General features: G+C 71.0%; 16 protein-coding genes. 12 read left to right on the forward strand and 4 right to left on the reverse strand.

Annotated elements, in window-relative coordinates:
* Positions 1-132: 132 nt before the first annotated feature.
* Positions 133-1,368, forward strand: coding sequence for a polysaccharide pyruvyl transferase family protein (locus ABL310_RS09820; protein WP_349371493.1), 1,236 nt, complete (start codon positions 133-135; stop codon positions 1,366-1,368).
* Here ABL310_RS09820 and ABL310_RS09825 read toward each other — a convergent pair.
* The 3 genes from ABL310_RS09825 to ABL310_RS09835 all read right to left on the reverse strand — a co-directional run bounded on the left by ABL310_RS09825 (position 1,322) and on the right by ABL310_RS09835 (position 4,625).
* Positions 1,322-2,188, reverse strand: coding sequence for a glycosyltransferase family 2 protein (locus ABL310_RS09825; RefSeq protein ID WP_349371494.1), 867 nt, complete (start codon positions 2,186-2,188; stop codon positions 1,322-1,324). The genes ABL310_RS09820 and ABL310_RS09825 overlap by 47 nt on opposite strands.
* Positions 2,185-3,363: a glycosyltransferase family 4 protein gene (locus ABL310_RS09830; RefSeq protein ID WP_349371495.1), complete on the reverse strand. Its 1,179-nt coding sequence runs from the start codon at positions 3,361-3,363 to the stop codon at positions 2,185-2,187. Before ABL310_RS09830 ends, ABL310_RS09825 begins: the two co-directional genes overlap by 4 nt.
* Positions 3,364-3,467: 104 nt before the next feature.
* Positions 3,468-4,625 carry a glycosyltransferase family 4 protein gene (locus ABL310_RS09835; RefSeq protein ID WP_349371496.1) on the reverse strand — a complete coding sequence of 386 codons (1,158 nt, stop codon included), beginning with the start codon at positions 4,623-4,625 and terminating at the stop codon, positions 3,468-3,470.
* A 690-nt stretch (positions 4,626-5,315) separates the two neighbouring features.
* Between ABL310_RS09835 and ABL310_RS09840 the strand changes: the two genes are divergently transcribed.
* Positions 5,316-6,575 (forward strand): nucleotide sugar dehydrogenase, encoded by a 1,260-nt coding sequence (locus ABL310_RS09840; RefSeq protein ID WP_349371497.1) that lies wholly within the window; start codon positions 5,316-5,318, stop codon positions 6,573-6,575.
* Positions 6,576-6,615: 40 nt separating this feature from the next.
* The gene (gene asnB, locus ABL310_RS09845) at positions 6,616-8,541 is read left to right on the forward strand and encodes an asparagine synthase (glutamine-hydrolyzing) (RefSeq protein ID WP_349371498.1); all 1,926 of its coding nucleotides are present in this window, start codon (positions 6,616-6,618) and stop codon (positions 8,539-8,541) included.
* Positions 8,542-8,715: 174 nt separating this feature from the next.
* Here asnB and ABL310_RS09850 read toward each other — a convergent pair whose 3' ends face one another.
* Entirely contained in the window at positions 8,716-8,964 is a 249-nt protein-coding gene (locus ABL310_RS09850) for a hypothetical protein (protein ID WP_349371499.1), read from the reverse strand.
* Between ABL310_RS09850 and ABL310_RS09855 the strand changes: the two genes are divergently transcribed.
* The 9 genes from ABL310_RS09855 to ABL310_RS09895 are packed head-to-tail and all read left to right on the forward strand — an operon-like array spanning position 8,956 to position 20,186.
* Entirely contained in the window at positions 8,956-9,828 is an 873-nt protein-coding gene (locus ABL310_RS09855; RefSeq protein WP_349371500.1) for a glycosyltransferase family 4 protein, read from the forward strand. The genes ABL310_RS09850 and ABL310_RS09855 overlap by 9 nt on opposite strands.
* Entirely contained in the window at positions 9,825-11,603 is a 1,779-nt protein-coding gene (locus tag ABL310_RS09860; RefSeq protein ID WP_349371501.1) for an ATP-binding cassette domain-containing protein, read from the forward strand. Before ABL310_RS09855 ends, ABL310_RS09860 begins: the two co-directional genes overlap by 4 nt.
* Entirely contained in the window at positions 11,603-12,973 is a 1,371-nt protein-coding gene (locus ABL310_RS09865) for a surface carbohydrate biosynthesis protein (RefSeq protein ID WP_349372034.1), read from the forward strand. Before ABL310_RS09860 ends, ABL310_RS09865 begins: the two co-directional genes overlap by 1 nt.
* On the forward strand, positions 12,970-14,439 hold the full coding sequence (locus ABL310_RS09870) for a hypothetical protein (protein WP_349371502.1): 1,470 nt from the start codon (positions 12,970-12,972) through the stop codon (positions 14,437-14,439). The genes ABL310_RS09865 and ABL310_RS09870 overlap by 4 nt, the downstream gene beginning before the upstream one ends.
* Positions 14,439-15,716 carry a hypothetical protein gene (locus tag ABL310_RS09875; protein ID WP_349371503.1) on the forward strand — a complete coding sequence of 426 codons (1,278 nt, stop codon included), beginning with the start codon at positions 14,439-14,441 and terminating at the stop codon, positions 15,714-15,716. The genes ABL310_RS09870 and ABL310_RS09875 overlap by 1 nt, the downstream gene beginning before the upstream one ends.
* A complete protein-coding gene (locus ABL310_RS09880) occupies positions 15,713-16,687 on the forward strand; it encodes an NAD(P)-dependent oxidoreductase (protein ID WP_349371504.1) in 975 nt (324 codons plus the stop codon). Before ABL310_RS09875 ends, ABL310_RS09880 begins: the two co-directional genes overlap by 4 nt.
* A 39-nt stretch (positions 16,688-16,726) precedes the next feature.
* Complete coding sequence (gene neuC, locus ABL310_RS09885; RefSeq protein WP_349371505.1) at positions 16,727-17,923, forward strand: UDP-N-acetylglucosamine 2-epimerase; 1,197 nt, start codon at positions 16,727-16,729, stop codon at positions 17,921-17,923.
* Positions 17,923-18,636, forward strand: coding sequence for an acylneuraminate cytidylyltransferase family protein (locus ABL310_RS09890; protein WP_349371506.1), 714 nt, complete (start codon positions 17,923-17,925; stop codon positions 18,634-18,636). The genes neuC and ABL310_RS09890 overlap by 1 nt, the downstream gene beginning before the upstream one ends.
* Positions 18,633-20,186, forward strand: a complete 1,554-nt coding sequence (locus tag ABL310_RS09895) for a hypothetical protein (protein WP_349371507.1) — start codon at positions 18,633-18,635, stop codon at positions 20,184-20,186. Before ABL310_RS09890 ends, ABL310_RS09895 begins: the two co-directional genes overlap by 4 nt.

The following is a 20,186-nucleotide window of genomic DNA, read 5'->3' on the forward strand; positions in this document are numbered from 1 at the left end:
ACGGACCCGGTCCCTGCGGGATCGGTCGCGGAGTGCCCGGCTGCGGGCCTCTCAATCCGATCATGACAAGGCGCAGGCCTCCGTGATAAGCGCTCTGGACTGTTCCATCCCCACCCCGCAGGCGCGGCGCTCATGTCCATAGTCGGTTTCCTTGGCACGTCGGGCTTCGTCCCGGAGCCCGAGCGGTTCACGCTCGAAGATCGCATGAAGGCCGTCGGAGCCAACTCCGGCAACTTGATGTTCCAGCTCGCCGCCTCTCGAATCATCGGCGGGGAGCAGCGGCACATCGGCTTCGCCAATCGGTCCTACGGGGACGCGCAGGCGTACAAGGGTCTCACCCACTTCGTCTTCCCGGCCGCCAATCACCTGAGGCTCGGCTCGGATTGGACCCTGCTCGTCAAGTTCCTGCGGACGATCCGCGTCCCGCTGGTGGTTCTCGGCCTCGGGGCGCAGGCCGCGCTTGGGGCCGACGCGGACCGGGTGGCCGCCGCCCTCGAGGCGGACGAGAACATCGCCGAATTCGTCGCCGTCGTTCGCGAAAAGGCGGCGCTGGTTTCGGTGCGCGGCGAGTTCTCGGCGCAGGTCTGCCGCAGGCTCGGGCTCGAACGCGTGATTGCGACCGGCTGCCCGTCTCTCATGCTCAACGCGTCTCCTCGCGTCGGAGCAACGGCCGCGCGGGCGCTGGCGGATCCGGCGACGCTCGCGCAGGGTCCGTTCGCCGTGACCGCAGCGAACCCGCGGGAACTCTCCGGGATCACCGAGCGCATCGAGCGCCGTCTCTTCGCGTGGCTCGCCGAGCGCGACGGCCTGTACGTCCAGCAGTCCGGCCCGACGCCGCTGATGTCCACATCGGGCTCTGACGGGCTGGCGGCCGATCCCGACGAGCTTCGCGCCGCGCACAGAGCGCTCGCGCCCGACATGCGGCCGGACCTGTTCGGGTATGCGTTCGGCCGGTCGACCCGCCTTTATTTCGATGCGCGAACCTGGATCGGGGATCTCGAGCGCTGCAAGTTCGCGCTGGGCGCCCGACTGCACGGCAACATGGCGGCGCTCGCGGCGGGCGTGCCGGGAATCGTCGTTCCCGTGGATTCCCGCACCGACGAGCTCGCCGATTGCATGTGTCTCGCCCGTCTGGCGGCTGACGACTTGCTCGAAGCCGGCAGCCTGGAGGATGCGCTCCAGCGGGTCCGTTTCGACGGAGCGGCCTACGACGCGTCGCGGCGCGCCAAGGCGGCCGAGCTCGTCGCGGCCTTCGAGTCGATCGGGCTCGCTCCCTCGCAGCATCTGCTCGGTCTGGCCCGAGGGACGAGCGACCGGGCGGTCAGCCCCACCAGCGCCGAAGGTGGAGAGTCGCACGCGGCGCTGTGAGAAGCGAGCGGAACAGAAGCCAGGCGGCCATGACGCGATCTCCGGCGTTGCGACGCGAGGCGGCGCGCTCCAGCAGAAGGTAGGCCCGCAGGCGTCGTGCGCACGCGGGCGGCAGTCGCCGTGCGAGACCATTCGACAATCGCAGGGCCGCCTCGTCCACGGCCTTCGCCGTCGCACGACGCCCGGCTGCGACCTGCGCGCCGATCACGGGGGCGACCTCGAGCCGGCCGCCCGCGAGAGCGAAACGCAAGAACCATTCGTAGTCTTCGAGCCGTGGGAGATTGGGATCCAGGCCACCGACGGTGACGAAGGCGGAGCGCGGCACGATCGTCGTCGCCCCGGGCGCGAACCAGCAGCCGCTCGCGAAGTCGCGCGGATCAGCGCTCGCGATCGGAAGCCTCGTGCGCTCCCCGGTCTCGTCCGAAAAGCGCCAGCCACATGCGACGGCCACGAGATCGTCGCCGGCTGCGTACAAGAGCGGAGCCTGCGCGCGCAGCTTGTCGGGAAGCCAGACGTCGTCCGAGTCGAGAAAAGCTATGTAGTCGCCGCGTGCGGCTTCTATTCCCGTCTGCCGAGCGGCCGCCGCGCCGCGATTCTCGTCGTGCCGGATCAGGCGGACATGCTGAGCGACGTCCCGCAGCTGCGCGGCGGTGAGCGGGGGATCGGACCCGTCATCGACGACGATGATCTCGGCGGGCGACGTCGTTTGTGCGAGCACGGAACGCACGGCGCGGCGCACGCCCTCGCTTCTGTTGTAGACCGGCATGACGACGCTGACGCGCTCGGCCACGCGCGCTCGAGTCTGCTCGTCGAGGCTCACCTGCGCCGCTCTTCCGCTCTGAGCCGGGCCGCCATTTCCATGTAAACGCGCTCTATCGACTCGATCACGTGCGCCTCCGTGAAGTGCGAAAGAATGCGGGCGCGGGCCGCCTCGCCCATGCGCACACGCAGCTCCGGAGCGGTGGACAGGCGCTCGAGCGCGTCGGCCAGAGCGACCGGGTCGTTGGGGGGCACGACGATCCCCTCCTGCTCGTCGCGGACGAAATCGCGCAGGCCGGGGACATCGGTGACGATGAGCGGCCTGCCGCAAGCGGCCGCCTCGAGCATCGAGCGCGGCATCCCCTCACGCGTCCGCGCGGGCAGGACCGCGATGTCCGCATCGCGCCAGACGGAGGGAACGTCCCGAGTCTCGTAACCGCCTTCGATAGCCCCGCGCGCAAGCCATTTCTGCAGCTGGTCGGGCGCGATGGTCTCGGGATTGTCCGGATCATGGCGGCCGAAGACCCGAACTCGCAGGGGGATGCCGCGCGCCACCAGGAGGTCGCGGGCGGAGACGAGCACATCGAGGCCCTTCGAGTGGATCAGGCGCGAAACAGATGCGGCCACGGGCACATCGTTTTGCGGGTGCGGCGCTGCCGTGTACATGTTCGGATCTACGCCCGCGCCGCCCAGAACAGTCGCGTGTTCGCCCACCGCGACGCCGAATGCGCGCAAGTCGATCAGGTCGCTCGCGTTCTCGGCCAGGACCCAGCTCACCCGCTCGTTCAGCATGCGGTCGACGAGCGAGAAGGAGATCCGTCGTGCGGCGCGTATCGCCAGATTGCGGGCCGTGCCGAGATACCCGAGACCGGTGACGTGTGCGACAACCGCCGGGACGTGGAACAGGCGGATCGCGGCGGCGCCGATCACGATCGGGTTGAGAGCCACCAAGTGTACCACGTCCGGCCTCTCCGCTTCCAGGACGCGAGCCAGACGGAGAGCGGCCAATCCCTGCTCGGCGGCGTTCAGGCTCTTCCTCCTGAACGGGAGGTGAACCACGCGTGCGCCGAGCGCCCTTATCTCGCCCTCGCGCCCGGCACACCGAGTGACCACCACCAGCTCGGAGCAGAGCGGGCGGAGCGCGGAGATGAGCGGACGGAAGTGCGAGAGGATGAACCAATCCTCCGTGGCGGCAAGCAGAACCTTCTTGAATCGGCGACCGTTGCTGTCATCCAAGGGAGAGGCTCATCTCATCTGATGCTGCTGAGGCGGCAGACGATTGGTCATACAGGAAAAGAACGCGCCGGGGAAGTTGCCGAAGATCGTCCACTCGCGCGATGTCATCCGTGTCGATTCGCCTCATCGAGCAATCTTTGGTATGCGCCGAGGGTAAGGTCGGCGATCCGCTGCGATGCGTACTCCGCTTCGACGACCTCACGAGCTCTCGTACCCATCCGCATCCTCATCTCGGCATCTCCCGCCAGCTCCTCGAGCGCGTCGGCGAGACGGAGCGGATCGCATGCCGGCACGAGGATCCCCGTCTCGCCGTCGCGGCAGATCTCGCGACACCCCGGAACGTCCGTCGCGACAATGGGGCGCCCGCACGACGCGGCTTCGAGCAGCGCCTTGGGCAGGCCCTCACGGTAAGACGGCAGGACGGCGATATGAGCGCGGGCGAACTCTCCCGCGACGTCGTTCGAATGTCCGACGACCTCGAGAACTCCCTCCTCGCGCCAGGCGAGCATCGTATCGCTCGGGACGCGCGACGGGTTCGCATCCGTGCTCCCGAGGAGCCGCACGCGAATGGGCACCCCGCGAGCCGCGAGAATGCGCGCCGCCTCGACGAGTTCCTTGATCCCCTTGGACCACAGCATCCGTGCGGCAAAGACGGCGACGACCGGAGGGGCCGGAGGCGCTTCCCGCACGGGATAGGCCTCGAGATCCACCCCTGAGCCCGGGATCGTCACGATCTGCTGCTCGGGGATGCCGAAGCCCCGCAGGGCCGCGAAGTCATCGGCGTTCTGCACGGTAACCAGTGTGGTGCGTTGCCGGAGCCCGCTGCGCAGGCCGATCTGGAAGGCATGGCGGGCCAGCCACGTCCTCGGGCTTTTGTCCATGTAGAGAAAGCCCATGCCGGCCATGGCGTTCAGGATGGCGGGCGTGCGCGCGAGGCGCGCGGCGATCGTCCCGTAGAACACGGGCTTCGCAGCGACGTGGTGCACGAGATCCGGCGAAAACTTGCGGTACGTCTTGAGAATTTTGAGCAGCGTACTGACGTCTTTGAACGGATTGAATCCCGACCTGTCGAAGGGTATGTGGACTGGCAGGAACCCTTCGTCCGCGATGCGCGTCGCATAGTCGCTCATGGATGCCGCGACGATGACGCGTGCGCCTGCCGCTTGCGCCGCTCGTGCGAGGTTCAGGCGGTGAGACCAGAAATACCAGTCTTCGGTCACGAGGTACAGAATCGAGCGTCCCTGCAGGCGGGCGGCAGTCACTACGGAGCCTTCTCTCAACGAACGGCGCTTGGGCCGCGATCGAACCAGGAAAAGCGCTACAGGACTCCGGGTGCTTCGTCAAAGGGCGGCGGGCGCCGCCCCGGGGCACGACGCGCTCCCGCCGAGCTGCCGGGAAGAGGGGAGGGGGGCGTGGCGACGGTCGGGAGCCGCGCGTCGGAACCCCGCGCGATCGCCTCGCGGGCGGCGAGCTCGTCCTCGAAGACGTCGAGCGTCGCCGGAAGGCGCTGTTGCGGCGATCGCGTCCCCCGCCGTCCAGGCAAGGGTTCGCGAGGGTGCTGCCTCCGCAGACCCGGTTGACGCTCCTGGGCGGCATGAGTAGAAGCCGGGCGAGCAAGAGAGAAGGGCTATGGACCGCGCGCGACGGGCCGGCGAGCGCTTCGCGCGCAGTGCGGCAGAAGAGACCGGGGCATCCGGAGGACCGATGCGCACGGCTCGGACGCTCGGACCGCGCCTTTTCCGGAACCAGGCGGTCGTCCCTGCCAGCGCGAGCCCCGACGCGGATCGTCCGCGCGTCCGCCGCCTCGGCGTGCGGCCGGGGCGTACGGATGGTCGCGGCGCCCTCGTCATCGGTGAAATCGGCGTGCGCGAGCGCGGACATCCGCGAGCGGCGCGCGACTTGGGGGCAGAACAGTGAACGGTGCGCAAGGTGGCAGGCGTCGGCGCGTTTCCGTGACCGGGCTCGGCTATGTCGGGCTGCCCGTCGCCGCGGCATTCGCCGCCGCGGGCTTCGAGGTCGTCGCCTTCGACATCGACGCCCGCCGGGTCGGCGAGCTCCGCGAAGGCCGCGACCGCACCGGCGAGGTCGATCCGGCCCGCCTCGCCGCCCCGGGGCTGCGCCTCACCACCGATCCCGCCGATCTCGCCGCGGCCGACTTCCACATCGTCACCGTCCCGACCCCGATCACCGAGGAGCGCCGCCCCGACCTGCGGCCGCTCGTCTCCGCCTCGCGCACGGTCGGGCGCGCCCTGAAGCGCGGCGACGTCGTGGTCTACGAGTCGACGGTCTATCCGGGCGCCACCGAGGAGGATTGCGTTCCCGTGCTCGAGGCCGAGAGCGGGCTCGTCTTCGGGCGCGACTTCGCCGTCGGCTACTCGCCGGAGCGCATCAATCCGGGCGACCCGGTGCACCGTTTCGAGACGATCACCAAGGTCGTCTCCGGCTCCGATCCCGAGACGCTTGCCGTCGTCGCCGAAACCTACGGAGCCGTGGTCACCGCCGGGATCCACCGCGCGTCCTCGATCAAGGTGGCCGAGGCCGCCAAGGTGATCGAGAACACCCAGCGCGACCTCAACATCGCGCTGATGAACGAGCTGGCCCAGATCTTCGATCGGCTGGACATCCGCACCGCGGACGTGCTCGCGGCCGCGGGGACCAAGTGGAACTTCCTGCGCTTCACGCCCGGCCTCGTCGGCGGCCACTGCATCGGAGTGGACCCGTATTACCTGACGGCGAAGGCGGAAGCCCTCGGGTACCGGCCCGAGATCATCCTCGCCGGTCGGCGGACCAACGACGGCATGGGCGCGTTCGTAGCTCAGAAGCTGGTGAAGACGCTCGCCAAGTCCGGGCGCATCCGAGGTGCCCGCGTGGGCGTGCTCGGCCTGACCTTCAAGGAGGACGTTCCCGATCTGCGCAACAGCCGTGTCCCCGATGTCGTGCGTGAGCTCGCCGAGTTCGGGATCGAGGCGCTGGTGCACGATCCGTTCGCCGATCCCGAGGAGGCGAAGGGGGAGTACGGGCTCGTGCTGAGCCCGCTGGAGAGCTTCTTCGATCTCGACGCTCTCGTCCTCGCGGTTCCGCACGGGTCTTATCTCGCGCTCGGGCCGGAGAGCCTCGCGTCCCGGCTCGTCCCGGACGGAATCCTCGTCGACCTCAAGTCGCGGCTCTCCCCGGCTTCGATTCCCGGAGGCGTCACGGTGTGGAGCTTGTGATCGTCGCTCGATACGCCCCGATCGGAACCGGCCTCGCGCGATGTGCGGCATAGCCGGCCTGATCGACCCCGCCCTAGCAGGAGACGCGGATGCGCTCGCGGGCGCCGCGAGCGCCATGGGCGACGCGCTCGCGCATCGCGGTCCGGACGGCGCAGGCGTCCATTGCGAGGGCTCGGTCGGTCTCGCTCTGGCTCATCGGCGCCTCGCGATCCTCGGCATCGGTCCCGGCGGCGATCAGCCGATGATCTCCGCGGACGGACGCTACGTCCTGGTCTACAACGGCGAGATCTACGGGCACGAGACGCTGCGTGCGGCGCGCGAACTCCGAGGCCTCGCGTGGAGAGGCCGATCGGACACGGAGAGCCTGCTCGAAAGCATCGCTTGCCGCGGCCTCGACGCCACCTTGGCAGACATCGACGGAATGTTCGCGTTCGCGGTCTACGATCGCCGCGAGCAGCGGCTCCATCTCGTGCGCGACCCGCTCGGCATCAAGCCGCTGTTCTACGCACGGCAGGGGCGGCGCATCCTGTTCGGCTCCGAGCTCAAGGCGCTTCGCGCGGCCGGCTTCGAGGCCCCGATCGACCCTCACGCGGTGGCCGCGTTCTTGAGGTACGGCTACGTGCCCGCGCCGTACGGCATCCTGGAGGGACTGCGCAAGGTTCTCCCGGGAGAGCACGTCGCGATCGCCGTCGACGGCGCGCAGACGCACCGGCTCTACTGGAGCCTGGAGGAGGTCGCGCGCGCCGGGCTCGCCGCGCCGCTCGCCTTGTCGGACGAGGACGCGACGGATGCGCTCGACGCGCTGCTCGCGCGCGCCGTGCGCAGCCAGACGATCTCGGAAGCCCCGATCGGCTCCTTCCTGTCGGGGGGCATCGACTCGAGCACCGTCACCGCCCTGATGGCCGCCTCCTCGTCGCGACCGGTGAGGACCTTCTCGATCGGGTTTCCGGAATTCGGGTTCGACGAAGGCCCCCACGCCCGGGCGGTCGCGGCCCATCTCGGGACGCGACACACGGCCCTGGAGGTCTCGGCCTCCGGGGCGCTGGACGTCGTCCCCCTCCTTCCGGATCTCTACGACGAGCCCTTCGCCGACAGCTCGCAGATCCCGACGCACATTCTCTCCGCTCTCGCGCGACGCGACGTGACGGTGGCGCTCTCGGGGGACGGCGGCGACGAGCTCTTCGCCGGCTACAACCGGCACGTCTTCGCGGCGACGCGCCTCGAGCGGCTCGCGCGCGTGCCGAAGGGCGTGCGCCGCATCGCGGGCTCCGTGCTCGGCGCCGCGCCGCCGCATGCCGTCGACGCGCTGTCCCGGGTTCTGCCGGGCGCGCCGCCGCAGGCGGGGCACAAGCTGACGAAGCTCGCGGACGCGCTCACGCTCGACGGCGAGGCGTTCTACCGGCGTCTCGCCAGCGTCATCCCCGATCCGCGGACCCATATCGATGCGTCCGAGCATCCGCCGCGAGCGGCGATGCTCCCTTCCCGGGCGCATGCGCTCGAGCGCATGCGCCTCGCGGATGCGCTCACCTACCTGCCGGACGACGTCCTGCAAAAGGTCGACCGCGCCTCGATGGCCGTGGCGCTCGAGGTGCGGCCGCCCCTGCTCGACGCCGAGGTCGTGCGTTTCGCCTGGCGGCTGCCGCATCGTCAGCTCGTGCGAGACGGGCGCTCGAAATGGCTCCTGCGGCGCGTCGTCGAGCGGCGCGTACCCGCGCGGCTGCTCGAGCGTCCGAAGGCGGGCTTCGCCATTCCCCTCGCGAGCTGGCTCAGGGGGCCGCTCGCGACTTTCGCCGGCGATCTGCTCACCGCCCCCGATTACGGCGGCGGCCTCTTGCGACCGCAGCCCGCACGCCGGATCTGGGAGGAGCACCGCTCCGGACGACGCGATCGCGCGCACGAGATCTGGACCCTGGTCGCCTTCGAGAGCTGGCGCCGGCGCTGGGCGTCGGGCTCCAGCCGTATTTGACCCGCGGGGCGAGCTTCTGTAGACGAGGACCGCTGCGCGAGGCGGGTGCGCGCGCCGCGTCGGTGTGTCCGCGCGCCGCGTTGGTGCGATTGCGCGCCCCGTGGGTCCGGCGGGCGTAGGAACATGAGAATCGATTACCTCTCCGCCAGCGAGCTGATTTCCGATTCGGCCAATTCAGTCCACGTCGTGCGCATGAGTGCCGCATTCGCCGGCCTCGGGCACGCGGTGACCTTGCACGCCTTCCGCGGCGGTGGCGACGACGCCGCCGTTCGCGCTCATTACGATGCGCCGGCGACGTTCGAGATCGAGCGCTACGGACGCGACGACGGATTGCTCGTGCGGGCCATCGCGCAGGCTCGCCGCGTCGGTCTCCCGACCGGTCCGGCGCAACGCCTCGCGATCGGACGCTTCGCCGTGCGCCATCGCGTCCGCGAGGGCGGCTTGCTCGTCGCTCGCAATTCAGAGTGGCTCCTCGCCTGTCTTCGGCCGCGCTCGCGCTTCGTCTTCGAGACGCACGATCCCCCGCGCGGGTTGCGCGATCGCCTGATCACCGATCGCGTCCTGGAGCATCCCGGCCTGAAGGCGCTCGTCGTGATCTCCCGGCCGCTGCGCGACGCGTGGGCGGCGGCGCGCCCGCAGATCGCCAGCCGCATCCTGGTCGCGCCCGACGGGGCCGATGCCGTCGCCGACCCGGACGGGAGCGCCGCGCAGCCGCGAGACGCGACCGCGCCGTTCCGGGTGGGCTATGTCGGCCACCTCTATCCGGGACGCGGCGGCGAGCTCCTCGTCGACGTCGCCCGGACCGTTCCCGAGGCGGAGTTCCACCTTGTGGGCGGCCGCCCCGAGGACGTCGCGCGCCTGCGCGGGCTCGCGCCGCCGCCGAACGTGATCTTCCACGGCCACAGGCCCCCGAGCGAGGTGCCGACGCTGATGCGCCGGTTCGACGCCGTCGTGGCGCCCTATCAGGCGAAGGTCGCGGTCTCCGGCGGCGGCGGCGACACGGTGGCGTGGATGTCGCCGCTCAAGATCTTCGAGTACATGTCCCACGCCAAGCCCATCGTGGTCTCGGACCTGCCGGTGCTGCACGAGGCCCTCGAGCGGGACCGCACCGCGCTCTTCGTCCCGGCGAGCGACGTCTCGGCCTGGGCGGACGCCCTGCGCCGGCTCATGCGCGACCCCGACGAGCGGCAGGCGCTGGGACGCCGGGCGCACGAGACATTCCTCGCCCGCTACACGTGGTCCCGTCGCGCGGCGCGCATTCTCGAGGCGGCGGGAGCGACGTCGTGAGGGACCTGGCACGCCTCGATCTCGCTGCGGGGCTGCGCGCGCTCTGGCGTCGCCTGGCGGGCGATCGCCTCGCGCTCGTCTTCGTGCTCGTCCTCGCCGCGGTCGAGGCGGTGCTGGCGGCGGTCTCGATCGCCGCGCTGATCCCGGTCGGCGGCGCCGTGATGCCCGGCGGATCGGCGGCGAGCGCGCCCTGGCCGATGGACGGCCTCGTCGAGCTCGTGGGCGACGACCCGTCGGCGCTGCTCGCGACGCTCGCGGCGCTGCTCCTGGCGAAGGTCGCGGTCGCGCTCGGGCGCATCGCATTGACCGCGCACGTCCGGCGTCGCGTCTGGCGCCGCTGGGCGCGCCTGCTGGTCGAGGGCTTCCTGCGCATGCCCTATGCGCGTTGGGTAGGCCAGGACAGCGGCGAGCTGATCAACCTCGTCGGCAACGAGCTCAATCGCGGGACGAGCTTGATCACGACCGCCATCGGCGCGACCACCCACCTCCTGTCCCTGCTGTCGCTCCTCGTCGCGCTGCTGCTGGTCGACTGGCGCGTCGTCGCCGGTGCGGCCGTCGTCGGCGTCGTCGTCTACGTCGTCGGCATGCGCAAGGTGAACGAGGCGGCCCGGGGCTACGGCACGCGGGCCGTCACGCTCGCCCGCGCCGCGGCGGGCCTCCTCGCCGAGACGATGCAAGGCGTGCGCGACATCCGCCTGCTGCGCGCGGAGGAGAAGCGCCTCGCGGACGTCGACGAGGTCGTCGGTCGCTCGACCGACAACGATTTCAAGCTCACCATCCTGCAGGCGGTGCCGGCGAATGCCGTCGAGCTCGCGCTCGCGGGCGTGCTGCTCGCGGCCGGCATCGCGCTCGGGTCCGTCGGTGAGAGCGCCAACGGCTCGGCGATCCTGCCGGTGCTGCTCTTCTTCGTCGTCGCCCTGTTCCGGCTCTCGACCTATGCGGCGGCGCTGTCGGCGCTCCAGGTCAAGCTCGTCGGACGCTGGCCGTCCCTGGTCTCGGTTCTCGCCGCGATGGAGAGCACGGCCGGCGTCGTCGCGTCCGAGCCGCGGCACGGAAGGCCGACGCCCGAGGCGATCGCCTCGTATCGGCCCGCACACGGTTTCTTCGTGCGCGATCTCTCCTTCCGGCACGGCGACGCGCCGGTTCTCGATCGCGTCGCGCTCGACCTGCCGCTCGGCTCCGTCACCTACCTGTTTGGCCCCTCCGGCAGCGGCAAGTCCACGCTCGCCGATCTCCTCGCGCGCCTGCACGAGCCCTCCGCGGGAAGCCTCCTCGTCGACGGGCGCGACGCGGGCGAGACGCCGATCGCCGTCTGGCGATCGCTCGTCGGGTACGTCTCGCAGGAGCCTGTCCTGTTCGCGGGCACGCTCGCCGACAACGTGGCGATCGGGCGGCCGGAGGCGTCGCGCGCGGAGATCGAGGCCGCCCTCGCCGCAGCCGGGGCGCTGGAGATCGTCGAGGGCCTGCCGCAGGGGCTGGCGACGCGCCTCGCCGAGCGCGGGCGCAATTTCTCGGGCGGCCAGCGCTGCCGGATCGCGATCGCGCGCGCGTTGATCCGCGATCCCGCGCTCGTGATTCTCGACGAGAGCACCGGCGGCCTCGAAGGCGCGCTCGAAGCGGATATCGTCGCCCGCCTGCGCGCCCGCCCCGGTCTCGCCGTGCTGGTGATCAGCCATCGGCGCGAGAACGCGGCGGGGGCGGACCAGGTCGTTGCGCTGGAGGGGGGGAGGCTGCGCGTCGAGCGGCCGCTTCGCATCGCGGAGGCGGCCTCGTGATGCGCTTGTCCGATGCGAAGCCGACGCTGCTCGTTCCCGTGGAGGTCACGGCGCGCGAGCTCGACGCCCGGCTGCGGTTCGCGGCCGAGGCGGTCCGCCGTGGCTTTCCCGCGGCCATCGGGCGATCGCGCACGCTTCACCATCGTCCCGATCTGTTTCCTCCCGCGCTCGTCGTCGAGAACGACGTCTCCATAGCGGGAGCGGATTTCGCCCGCCGCGCCCGCGAACTCGGACACAGGCTGGTCGCCTGGGACGAGGAAGCGATCGCGGTTCTCAACGACGGCTGGTACACGCGTCAGCGCGTCGCCCGAGAGACGCTGGCCCTCACGGACCTGTTCTTCACCCGCGGGGGCGGCGACGCGGCTGCGGTGCGCGCCGCCCATCCCGACCTCGCGGGCCGCGTACGACCCGCCGGCAATCCGCGTCTCGATCTTCTCGACCCGCGGCTTCGAGGAGCCTTGCAGCCGCCGCGGCCGGGCGCGCCGATCGCGGTGATGTCGCGCTTCTCGCGAAGCAACCCCTTCTCGCTCGAGCGCAAGGACGTTCTCGGCAACGTGGTGCGCAAGTTCCGCTTCGGGCCCGACGAGACGACGTTCTACACCGGATTTCTCGAGCACAGCCATGCGGTGTTCGACGCGTTCCTGCCCATGGTCGCGCACCTCGCGGCGCGCTTTCCGGATCGACCCGTCATCGTGCGGCCGCATCCCTCCGAGCGGGTCGCGACCTGGGAGGGCCTCGCGCGCGCTCACCAGAACCTGTCCGTCGAGACCGGAGGCACCGCGGTCGAGCTCGCCGGGCGGGCGGCCGTCGTGATCCACAACGGGTGCACGACCGGGCTCGAAGCCGCGCTCCTGGGCCGCCCGGTCCTCGCCTTCGCGCCCGTCGTCTCCGCGGAGTACGACGTGGCGCTGCCGAACGCGCTCAGCGAGATCTGCCCGAGTGAATCCGCGCTCTTCGAGGTGGTCGCGGATCGGATCGCGGCGCCTCCCGATCCCCGGGTGCTCGCCGAGCGGGCCTGGACCCGGCTGCGCGCCGAAGTCGGCGACGGGTCCGGCCGGTCGGCGACCGACATCGTGCTCGACGCTCTCGAGGAAATTCATCAGACCGGCTTGCCGCGGAAGAAGGGCAGGGTGGTCGCGGTCGCGCGAGCCCGGGTGCGCGCCGCCAAGGAGGCGCTCGCTCGCCTCGTCGTCCGCGAGGACGCGGCGCGCCGCGCCGCGCGCGCCGCGTATCACGCCCGGAAGTTCGAGCAGGTCGGCGGCTCCGACGTGACGGCCCGACTCGCCGCGCTCGGCTATCCCGACCTCGCGGCGCAGCCGCTTCGGGAGGGCTGGTGGTGGATCCTGCCGAAGGAGGGCCCTCGCCGATGAACGTCTACATGACCGCTCACGACGATCGCTATCGGGCGGCCTTCGCCGGACTGGCCGCCCGGGCCGCGGGCGAGTTTCCGGACGTTCGGCTCCGCGTTCTGTTCGCGCGACCGGCCCCGGAGCGGAGCGAGGCGCCACACGAGCATTACCTGCTCCCACGCGACTTCCCGACGAAGCTGGAGCAGGTCCAGGACCTCGCCGCCCTGCACGCGCGTCTCGCCCGCTTCGGCGGCCGTGTGCCGCTCGATCTGTTCCGGTCGGACATGCGCCTCGTGCTGCGGGAGCGAACCGCGGACATGCTGGCGATGGAGCAAGCGGCGCTCTCGGAGGCGCTGGAGGCGCTCTTCGCCGAGGCGCCGCCGGACCTCTTCTTCGCCTCCAGCGGGACGAACATCGTCCACAGCGTCGGCTACCACCTCGCCTCCGCGGCGGGGGCGAAAGCCTATCGCATCCACAGCTACCTCAACCTCAACCTGAACCACGAGGGCCAGCGGGTCTGGTTCTGCGCCAACAACCGCATGAGCCTGTCGGAGTCGCCGGAGGATCGGTTCGATTACGATCCCGCAGCGGTCGAGGCGCGCATCCGCGCCCTGCACGATGCCGTGCGGTCGCGCGCGTTCAAGCTGGACGACATCTCCAAGCGCTATCGCCAGCGGCGGATGCCGGTGACGCCGAGACAACTCGCGCGAGACGTCGGCCGCCTCGCCTGGTTCGCGTCGCCGATTCATCCGCGCGGGTCGCTCGCCCGGCTCAAGGCGAACCCGCACCGTGACCGGCTCCGCGTCCTGGCCAACGGCCGGCGCAACCGCCGCCTAACGCTGCCGCCCGGGGAGCTGTCCGAGCGCTTCGTGCTGTTTGCGCTCAACACGCCCTACGACAGCCAGATCCTGGTGCGCGCGCCGGAATACCGGGACTTCCTGAGCCTCGTCGAGCTCGTCGCGGGCCTGACGCCATACGGATACGACCTCGTCCTGCGCGAGCATCCGGCGTTCCTCGGCATGCTCGACCACGCGCGGCTCGCGGCGCTGCAGACCCGGCATCCGCACGTCAAGCTCGTCTCCTCCGATGCTCCCTTCCCTGCGATCGTCGCCAAGGCCCGAGCGGTCTTGATCATCAACAACACGGCCTTCGTCGACGCGATCCTGGCAGGCAAGCCCGTGATCTCGCTCGCCAACGGCTATTTTCAGGGGCGGGGCCTCACGCGCGAGATCGGGCACCTCCAGGAGCTGCGCCAAGCCTTCGACGAGCTCGTGCGGGGCGATCTCGACGGAGACCGCACCGAGGCGCTCGCCCGGGCCATGTCCGATCTCTTCCAGGAGACCTGGCCGGGGCCGGACGTGCGGGCCGACGACAAGCAGACGATGATCATGGACGGCGTGATGGCCAAGCTCCGGCGCATCGCGGCCGTGCACGGCGGGCTCGACGCGTTCTGCAGGCGCCTGCGCTGCGGCGGGGAGGCGCCCTGATGCGCGCGCTCGGCCGTCTCGTGCCGACGTCCTGGCGCCCTGGGGTCGCGCGGCTCGAAGCGACGGTGCGCAACGTCGCCGTGCGCCGGATCGCCGGGCGCGGCGTCGTCGATACGGCCCTGCCATGGCGCGCCTACGGCGCCCCGAACGCGCACGTCTTCTTCGGCTATCACGACATCACGCCCTTCGACGAGGCGGGTGCGCACCTGCTCGCGCACCGCGTCGCCATCGGTGCGGACCCGGCGCGCGATCCCGTCGACCTCGTCGTCCTCGACCGCGAGACGGGAGAGATGCGCACCCTTGGGCGAAGCGACCTTTGGTCGTGGCAGATGGGCGCGCGGCTGCGCTGGCTGCCCGGCGGGCGCATCGCGTGGAACGCGCTCGCCGAGCCCGGCGTCTATGGCGCGACGATCGTCGAGGCGCAGAGCGGGCGGGAGCTCGCCCGGCTGGCGACGCCGCTCTACGACGTCGCTCCGTCGGGCGAGACCGGCCTGTCTCTCGACTTCGCACGTCTCCAGCGGCTGCGCCCGGGCTACGGCTATGCGCGCGCGCCGGACGAGACGGCGGCGGACCCGTGTCCGGCGCGCGCCGGAATCGATCGCGTGCGCCTGTCCGACGGCGCGCGTGAGCGGATCGTCGCCCTGCCGGAGATCGCCGCGCTGGACCCGCATCCGACGATGCGCGGCGCGACGCACTATCTGAACCACCTCTCGTTCGCCCCGGACGGCCGCCGTTTCTGCCTCCTGCACCTGTGGCTCGCCGCCGACGGTCGGCGGCGCGTGCGTCTCGTCGTCCTGGATCTCGACGGCACCGTCCTTTTCCACGTGCCCGGCCAGGAGCACGTATCCCACTTCGATTGGACGCCCGACGGTTCGGCCCTGCTGGTCTTCGGTCGCTTGCCCGGCGACGATCGCCCGCGCTATCAGATCGTGGACATCGCGAGCGGCCGGCGCACGCCCGTGCCGGGCGCGCCGGCGGAGGACGGTCACCCCATGTTCAAGCCCGGGGACATGCGCACCGGCTCGGATCTGCCTGCGTTCGTTTGTGACACCTATCCGGACCGGTCGTCCTATCGAGCCCTGTTTCTGTGCGAGAGCGGGCGCGCGCCGCAGCGCTTGGCGCGGTTCAGCAGCCCGCCGCGCCTGGGCGGGGAGAGGCGCTGCGACCTTCATCCGCGATGGTCGCCGGACGGCGCGGCGATCGCGGTGGACAGCGCCCACGACGGTCGGCGAGCCCTGGTCGTCGTCGCGTGTCCCGCTGGGGAGGGCGGATCGTGATCGTGCTCAACCTCGAGCCCGACGGCTTCAGCGCCGAGGCGATCGGCGAGGTCGAGACCTTCGCGCGCTACCGCCCGCTGCCGCCCGACGTCCGGCGCGGGGACGCGCGCTTCGACGCGCTCCTCGCGGACGCGGACGTGATCTGGACCCGCCTCGCCCACAGGATCGACGCCGATCTCCTCGACCGCGCGCCGCGGCTTCGCGCGGTCGCGAGCGCGACGACGGGGCTCAACCACGTCGACACGGCGGCCTGCGCGGTGCGCGGAATCGGCGTCGTCAGCCTGCGCGGCGAGGCGGCCTTCCTGTCGACGATCACGGCCACCGCCGAGCTGACGCTGTCGTTGATGCTCGAATGCATGCGGCGCACCGGTCGCGCGCATCGAAGCGTGGTCGAGGAGGGCGTGTTCGACCGGGACCGTTTCGTCGGCCTCCAGCTCGCCGGGCGCACGCTCGGCATCGTCGGCCTCGGGCGGCTGGGCTCCATCGTCGCCGAATATGGCAAGGCGCTGCGCATGCGGGTGCTCTTCTGCGATCCGCGCACCGACGCGGAGCTCGACCCGCCCGCCTTCGCCACGCGCGTCTCCTTCGACGCGCTGCTCGCCGAGAGCGACGTCGTCTCTCTGCATGCGAGCCATTCCCCCGGCGCAGCGAGGCTCTTCGACGCCGCCGCCTTCGCGCGGATGCGCCCCGGCGCGGTCTTCGTCAACACCGCGCGCGGGGAGCTCGTCGACGAGCCGGCGCTGCTCGATGCGCTGCGCGGGGGCCGGCTCGCGGCGGCGGCGGTCGATGTCCTCGACGACGAGGTCGCGCGCGCGCCCCTCGGCCTCGCGCATCCGCTCGTCGCCTATGCGCGCGAGGCGGCCAACCTCGTCGTCACACCCCATATCGGCGGCGCCTGCCGCGACGCCATGGCCGCCACCGAGTGCTTCGTCGCGAAGAAGCTGCGTGCGTTCCTCGCGGATCCGGGCTAACCGGGTACGCGCAAGTCGAGAGCCTGAGAGAGATCCGAGATGAGACGCATCTGCGTCATCGTGACAGCCCGTCCGAGCTATGCGCGCGTGAAGACCGCGCTCGAGGCCATGCGCGACCACCCCGCCATCGATCTGCAGATCGTGGTGGCCGCCTCCGCGCTGCTCGACCGCTACGGCCGGGTCGTCGACGTCATTCGCAAGGACGGTTTCGAGGTCGCCGCGGAAGTCTACTCCGTGCTCGAAGGCGGGGCCGTGGCGCAATCGGTTCGCAGCGTGGGCATCGGCCTGATCGAGCTCGCCTCGGTTCTCAGCCGTCTGGAGCCGGACGCCGTCGTCACCATCGCCGACCGCTACGAGACGATCGCGAACGCGATCGCCGCCTCGTTCATGAATCTCCCCCTCGTTCACATCCAGGGCGGCGAATTCACGGGGTCGATCGACAACAAGGTTCGCCACGCCATCACCAAGCTGGCCGACGTCCACCTCGTGGCCTCCGAGCTCGCGCGTCACCGCGTCGTCAGCATGGGCGAGGATCCGCGGTACGTGATCAACACCGGCTGCCCGTCGGTCGATCTCGCGGCCGAGGTGGCGCGCGACCCGGGGCTCGATTTCGATCCGTTCGAACGCTACACGGGCACGGGCCCGAGCTTCGATCTGTCGGGCGGGTACGTCGTGGTGCTCCAGCATCCCGTGACCACCGAGCACGACGACGCTTTCGAGCAGGCGCGGATCAGCCTCGACGCCGTGCGCGCGCTCGGCAAGCCGGTCTTCTGGTTCTGGCCGAACGTCGACGCCGGCTCGGACGGCACCTCCAAGGCGCTGCGCATGTTCCGCGAGCGCGAGGGCGATCGCCCGTTCCACTTCTTCAAGAACATGCTGCCGCAGGACTTCCTGCGCCTCATCGTCAACAGCGACTGCCTGATCGGGAATTCGAGCGTCGGCATCCGCGAGAGCGCGTTCCTGGGCGTGCCCGTGGTCAACATCGGCACGCGCCAGAACGGGCGCGAGAGGGGCCCGAACGTGGCCGACGTAGCTCACGACGTCGATGCGATCCGCGCGGCGGCCACGCGGCAGATCGCGCATGGGCGCTATCCGGCGAGCCACATCTACGGGGACGGGCGCGCAGGCGTCCGGATCGCGGAGGAACTCGCGCGGGTGGAGCTGACGATCGAGAAGCGCGACTTCCTCGTGCCTGCCGGCGCTGCGCTCGGCCTCGTCGAGCGCGAGGGCCTCTAATGCGCACGCTCGCGCTCGTCAACGCGCGCGGCGGGTCGAAGGGCGTGCCGCGCAAGAACGTTCGCCCCCTCGCCGGGCGCCCGCTCATCGCCTGGTCGATCGAGGCGGGTCTCGGGGCCGCGCGCGTCACGAGCCTCGTGGTCTCCACCGACGACGCGGAGATCGCGGAGGTGGCCCGCGCCTCGGGGGCCCGGGTGCCGTTCACGCGTCCCGCCGACCTCGCCACCGACACGGCGATCCAGATCGACGTGGTCCGTCACGCGGTGGCCGCGCTCGAAGCCGCGGGGGAACGCTACGACGCGATCGTGATCCTGCAGCCGACCTGCCCGCTGCGCCGGGCCGAGGACATCGATGGGGCGCTCGCGCTGCTCGAGGAGAGCGGCGCCGATTCCGTGATCTCGGTCTGCGACGTCGGCGGCCGGCATCCGCTCACGTGCTATCGCGCCGACGCCGCGGGGCGGCTGAGCCCGCTTCTGCCTTCCGATACGCGCGGCGTTCTGCGCCAGCAGTTCGGCCAGGTTCTGTGGAGGAACGGCGCCGTCTACGCGATGCGGCGCGATGTCGTGATGAACCGGGGGAGCCTCTATGGCGACGTGACGCTCGGCTACATCATGCCCGAGGAGCGCAGCTTCAACATCGACAGCCTCTTCGACTGGCGGCTGACGGAAGCGTATCTGCGCCTGCTCGAGGAGGACTGCGCGGGGGCGTCATGAACATCGTCGGGCTCTGCCAGGGTGCGAACCTGAAGATCTTCGCACGGCTCGTCGAGATCGTGCGCGAGCGCCTCGGCGTCGATCGCATCGGCGTCTTCGCGGCCGACGCGGCGTATGCGCGGCGCGCTCCGGAGGCGGCCGCGCTCGGGCGTGATCCGGCCGTCACCTGGCTGCGCGAATGGGAGTCCCTCGCCGCGGGGCTGTCCCGCACGCCCGACCTCGCACTCCTGCGGCGCGTCGAGGCGGAGATCGGCCCTCCCTCGCTTTGGGCCGGCCTCCTCGCCGATCGGCGGCTGTTCTTCGGCCGGTACTGCAAGTTCCAGCAGGACTATCGCCCGCGCTACGGGGAGCGGCAGCTGCTCGGCGCGCTCACCGAGGCGGTCGCGCGCGTCGAGGCGCTGTTCGACGCGGTGCGGCCCGACCTCGTGCTCGGCTTCGTCCCCGTCACCCTGCACGAATACGTCGCGCTGCGGCTCGCCGAAGCCCGCGGCGTGCCGATCCTCCTCCTCCGCTCGACGAAGGTCGAAAATTTCGTCGCGCTCAATGACAGGCTGTTCGGCCTGTCGCGCCACGTCGAGCGGCTGCTGCCGTCGGCCGTGCGCGATCCCGCGCTCGCGGCAGTGGCGGACCGCTACCTCGAGAGCACGCGCGCCCGCGGCGCGATCTACGAGGGAATGCACCGTCCGGAGCATGCGCGCCGCGCGTTCGATTGGCGCGGGACCGCACGTGCGCTCGCCGCCGCGGCCAAGCACGAGGCCCTGCGCCTGCGGGATCCCGTGGTGCGCGCCGACCCGCACAATCCCGGCTATGTCGTTCCCGCGCTGCTCGAGCGCGTCCAGCAGCCGTGGCGCTCGGCCCGGCTGCGGCGTCTGATCGACGCGCAAAGCGGCCGTTCGGGCGAAGACGACGCCCCGTTCTGCCTGTTCCCGCTGCATTTCGAGCCGGAGATCGCGCTCCAGATCTACGCCCGCCCGCTGCAGAACCAGATCGAGGCCGCGCGGACGCTCGCGCTGTCCCTGCCCGCCGGAATGCGGCTCCTGGTGAAGGAGCATCCGCGCGCGGCCGGCTTTCGGCCGTTGTCGTACTATCGCAAGCTCCTCGAGATTCCCAACGTCCGGATCGCACCGCCGGAGGCGCCGTCCCACGCCCTGGTGCGTGACGCCGCGCTCGTCGCCGTGGTGACGGGCAATATCGGCCTCGAGGCGGCGGCGCTCGGCAAGCCGGTGATCGTCCTCGGCGAGGCCGACTACGCTCAGGCGCTGCCGCCGAGCGCCATGCGCCCGTGCCGGGACCTCTACGCCCTCTCCTCGGAGATCGCGGACCTCCTGCGAACGCACGATCCCGACGACGGACCCCTGCGCCGCCTCGTCGCCGCGATCGCCGGCGGCGCCGTCCCCGTCGATCTCTACTCCGTCCTTCTCGCCAAGCCGGGTCGCCACGGTTTCACCAGCGGCGACTTCGACGAGGACGTCAGCCGGCTCGCCGACTACGTCGAGAGCCGCATTCGCGCCGTGCGCGCGCCCCGGGAGCATGCCGATGCAGGAACGTGA

It is taken from the genome of Salinarimonas sp. (genome assembly GCF_040111675.1).
In the GTDB taxonomy this organism is placed as follows: Bacteria; Pseudomonadota; Alphaproteobacteria; order Rhizobiales; family Beijerinckiaceae; genus Salinarimonas.

Excerpts from the sequence above, each read along its gene's own strand:
- ABL310_RS09820 (WP_349371493.1), top strand. The coding sequence starts at position 133 with ATGTCCATAGTCGGTTTCCTTGGCACGTCGGGCTTCGTCCCGGAGCCC.
- asnB (WP_349371498.1), top strand. The coding sequence starts at position 6,616 with ATGTGCGGCATAGCCGGCCTGATCGACCCCGCCCTAGCAGGAGACGCG.
- ABL310_RS09850 (WP_349371499.1), bottom strand. The coding sequence starts at position 8,964 with ATGGCGCACGGCGAAGCGTCCGATCGCGAGGCGTTGCGCCGGACCGGT.
- ABL310_RS09865 (WP_349372034.1), top strand. The coding sequence starts at position 11,603 with ATGCGCTTGTCCGATGCGAAGCCGACGCTGCTCGTTCCCGTGGAGGTC.
- ABL310_RS09870 (WP_349371502.1), top strand. The coding sequence starts at position 12,970 with ATGAACGTCTACATGACCGCTCACGACGATCGCTATCGGGCGGCCTTC.
- ABL310_RS09875 (WP_349371503.1), top strand. The coding sequence starts at position 14,439 with ATGCGCGCGCTCGGCCGTCTCGTGCCGACGTCCTGGCGCCCTGGGGTC.
- neuC (WP_349371505.1), top strand. The coding sequence starts at position 16,727 with ATGAGACGCATCTGCGTCATCGTGACAGCCCGTCCGAGCTATGCGCGC.
- ABL310_RS09890 (WP_349371506.1), top strand. The coding sequence starts at position 17,923 with ATGCGCACGCTCGCGCTCGTCAACGCGCGCGGCGGGTCGAAGGGCGTG.
- ABL310_RS09895 (WP_349371507.1), top strand. The coding sequence starts at position 18,633 with ATGAACATCGTCGGGCTCTGCCAGGGTGCGAACCTGAAGATCTTCGCA.